At 63.7% G+C, this 2,446-nt stretch carries 4 protein-coding genes and 1 pseudogene; 2 read left to right on the top strand and 3 right to left on the bottom strand.

Annotation, left to right across the window (positions count from 1 at the left end):
* Positions 1-97: 97 nt before the first annotated feature.
* Positions 98-211, bottom strand: a pseudogene (locus WDW90_RS36340) (IS5-like element ISMex42 family transposase); the annotation flags it as partial.
* A 174-nt stretch (positions 212-385) separates the two neighbouring features.
* Between WDW90_RS36340 and WDW90_RS36335 the strand changes: the two are divergent.
* The gene (locus WDW90_RS36335) at positions 386-511 is read left to right on the top strand and encodes a hypothetical protein (RefSeq protein WP_336492597.1); all 126 of its coding nucleotides are present in this window, start codon (positions 386-388) and stop codon (positions 509-511) included.
* A gap of 105 nt (positions 512-616) precedes the next feature.
* On the opposite strand, the gene WDW90_RS36330 is transcribed toward WDW90_RS36335, so the two are convergent.
* Together WDW90_RS36330 and WDW90_RS36325 are read right to left on the bottom strand one after the other, a co-directional pair.
* Complete coding sequence (locus WDW90_RS36330) at positions 617-835, bottom strand: hypothetical protein (protein WP_336492596.1); 219 nt, start codon at positions 833-835, stop codon at positions 617-619.
* A 114-nt stretch (positions 836-949) separates the two neighbouring features.
* Positions 950-1,444, bottom strand: coding sequence for a lipocalin-like domain-containing protein (locus tag WDW90_RS36325; protein ID WP_336492595.1), 495 nt, complete (start codon positions 1,442-1,444; stop codon positions 950-952).
* Positions 1,445-1,958: 514 nt separating this feature from the next.
* On the opposite strand from WDW90_RS36325, the gene WDW90_RS41070 reads away from it, so the two are divergent.
* Positions 1,959-2,408: a GNAT family N-acetyltransferase gene (locus tag WDW90_RS41070; RefSeq protein ID WP_431311199.1), complete on the top strand. Its 450-nt coding sequence runs from the start codon at positions 1,959-1,961 to the stop codon at positions 2,406-2,408.
* The last annotated feature ends 38 nt before the right edge of the window (positions 2,409-2,446 follow it).

Below are 2,446 nucleotides of genomic sequence, written 5' to 3'. Positions count from 1 at the left end.
GCATTCTGTAAAGGTGGCGCACAGCCGCCTGATCAAACCCGCCGAGTTGCGAGCGATTGGTGCGGAATTTCACCTGCACTGACTGTGCGCGGGCCGTCATCGGATCGAGCAGCGGGATGGCACGGGGCAGTTCATCTGCCTGACCGGGCGCGAACCAGAAGGCGATGGCGCGGCCCGCCCCGTCAGCGATCACGCAAGCCTTGGTGCCGTGGTTGACGGCCGCCGCATGATGGATTGCCGCTACATCATCGTGCATGGCCATTTGTGGCGCCGGCATCGATCAGACTTGGAGCCAGTTGTGCAGAATCGCTTGGTTCGTGAGCTGATCAAGGCACGGCGAGCGCTCAGAGCAGGCCGACGATCAGGAAACCCGACGGAGATCGCGATGGCTAACGCGGCCGTCGAGGCCGAGAAATGCGGCCTTGGCGAGCGTGGGCCTGTTTGGTGGACCGACAGCGCTGCGGATCTCGACAGACGCCTGGTCCGGAACACGCTCTACGCAGCGTGGTAGGAGGCTCTGTCCGACGCCGAAAGGTCGATCCATGGTCACCGCTGATCGCCGTTGCCAAATGACGTCCAACGGGGTTTCCAGTCCTGCAAGAATAGCTGCAGAGGATCAAACCCTATTGAGGATCAGGCCCGTTTCCGCGATCTGAAACGAGCCGTCATCAAGCTGCTTCACGGCCCTGCCTTCCACCGTCGTGTAACGGAGGCGTCCCTTGGCGGTACGGTGACCGCTGAAGGCCGATAATTGCTTGAACGTCTGCAGCTCAATGATCGTGTAAGTGACGCCATCGCTGCCCAAGGCTTTGAACCGGGCCGTTTCGCGCTCCATTGCGACCTCCCCTGGCGCTGACCGCGCAAGGCTATGCTGCTTAGCTCACTGTGCGCCACTAGGGCCGGTACACGGACTGCTGCTTCAACGGCTGCAACCGACCGCCTGCTGCGCCTACTTGAGGCGCTGCAGGGTCACTTTGGTGGCAATGCCCGTCGAGCCTGGCGAGGTGTAGGTCAGCTCATCCTTTGAGAGCGCGTAGGCGCGCCGCTGCTCGGCGCCATCCCAGTTCGGGAAGGTGCTCTTCTCGATATAGAAGACCAGCACCCTGTCCGCCTCATCAACCCGGTAGTTGCCGAAATGGGCGATCCCTCCTTGGGCGATCGCTCGGTTCTCATCGAGTGTTCCAACCATACGATTGTTGGAGGCAAGCGCCGGAAGGTCGTTACGCAGGAAGATCAGCGCGTAACGGCCGTTGCTGCCAAACATCAGCGTGCCGGTTGGATTGGTGCCGAATGTCTCGATTCTGGCGCCGTCCTGTACGGCCACGGCGGACACGAGCGTCCAGGTCCCCACAATGTCTTGAGCGCTTTGTGCAGCCACTCGCGGTGCAGCGGTCACAGGCACGATGACCGACGCAACGGCCGTCGACACCAGGAGGCGATTCATGGCGCTCCTCCCCTGCTCCGGAAACGCGCCCGTGGCGAACACACCGCGGCCTCTGAGCTTACCACCTCATGAGCAGGAGCAAGGGCGTGGAGAGCCGACCATCTGCCTTCGTGCGCTGATGGCTCTGAGCGGTCCGCCATCCACCAGCTCAGTTCTCGCGCCTCGATGTTGCGACTGAGAAAGCCTTGACGATGAACTCGAAGATCGTTGCGAGCGCCGTCTGCGCGCCGAGCTGCTCTGGTCGGGTGTATTGCCCGAAGGCATGGCCGCCAGCCGGCAGAACGATGAGCTCGTGTGGAACGCCGGCCGCCTTCAGCCCATCAGCCGTTTCACGTTAGAAATCAGAGCTTGGTGCTGCGCGCACCTGCCCATCGAGCCCACGCCTGGGGCCCTGCGCGAACTGGTCAGCGATCCCGAATGGCAGGGCGGTTCTCGCCCGCGCTCCCTGCTCTATCTTCTGCTTCAGCGGACCGCGGGACGCTCTTCAGGCTGGCGGGAACCATCGGAGACACTGTTGGGGAGCCGCTTCGGACTGGAAATCCGCGCTGCGACAGGTGCAGATGCTCCCGGTCTCGCCGAGTTGATGAGCGCCGCAGGCCACCCAGTGCCCGCCCACGATCTCGCCGACCGGCTGGACGCACTCCGGTACAGCCATGGGACAGCGCTACTTGCCCTGGAATGGGGGCCGCCGAGCGGGATGATCGTGCTGCACTGGTATCCAGCCCTTGAGGAAGCATCGCCCATCGCGCAGGTCACAATGTTGCTGGTCGGCCCCGACGACCGCCGTCGCGGGATCGGCCGCATGCTGCTGAAGGCGGCCTCGCAAACTGCCCGGATGGCAGGCTGCAGTACGCTGCAGCTGCTGGCATCGGCCCACCAGCCGGACCTCGTAGGGTTCTGCGGGGCCACGGGGTTCGTGGAGGCGGCAGGCTGCTTCGTGCGGCCCTTGCGCAAGAAGGGCTGAGCGAAGGATGACGCGTCTGGCCTTTGTGGATTTCGAGG

It is taken from the genome of Methylobacterium nigriterrae, from assembly GCF_037106235.1.
Taxonomy (GTDB): domain Bacteria; phylum Pseudomonadota; class Alphaproteobacteria; order Rhizobiales; family Beijerinckiaceae; genus Methylobacterium; species Methylobacterium nigriterrae.
This window is presented reverse-complemented; position numbering and strand designations above follow the sequence as displayed.

Excerpts from the sequence above, each read along its gene's own strand:
- WDW90_RS36335 (WP_336492597.1), top strand. The coding sequence starts at position 386 with ATGGCTAACGCGGCCGTCGAGGCCGAGAAATGCGGCCTTGGCGAGCGT.
- WDW90_RS36325 (WP_336492595.1), bottom strand. The coding sequence starts at position 1,444 with ATGAATCGCCTCCTGGTGTCGACGGCCGTTGCGTCGGTCATCGTGCCT.
- WDW90_RS36330 (WP_336492596.1), bottom strand. The coding sequence starts at position 835 with ATGGAGCGCGAAACGGCCCGGTTCAAAGCCTTGGGCAGCGATGGCGTC.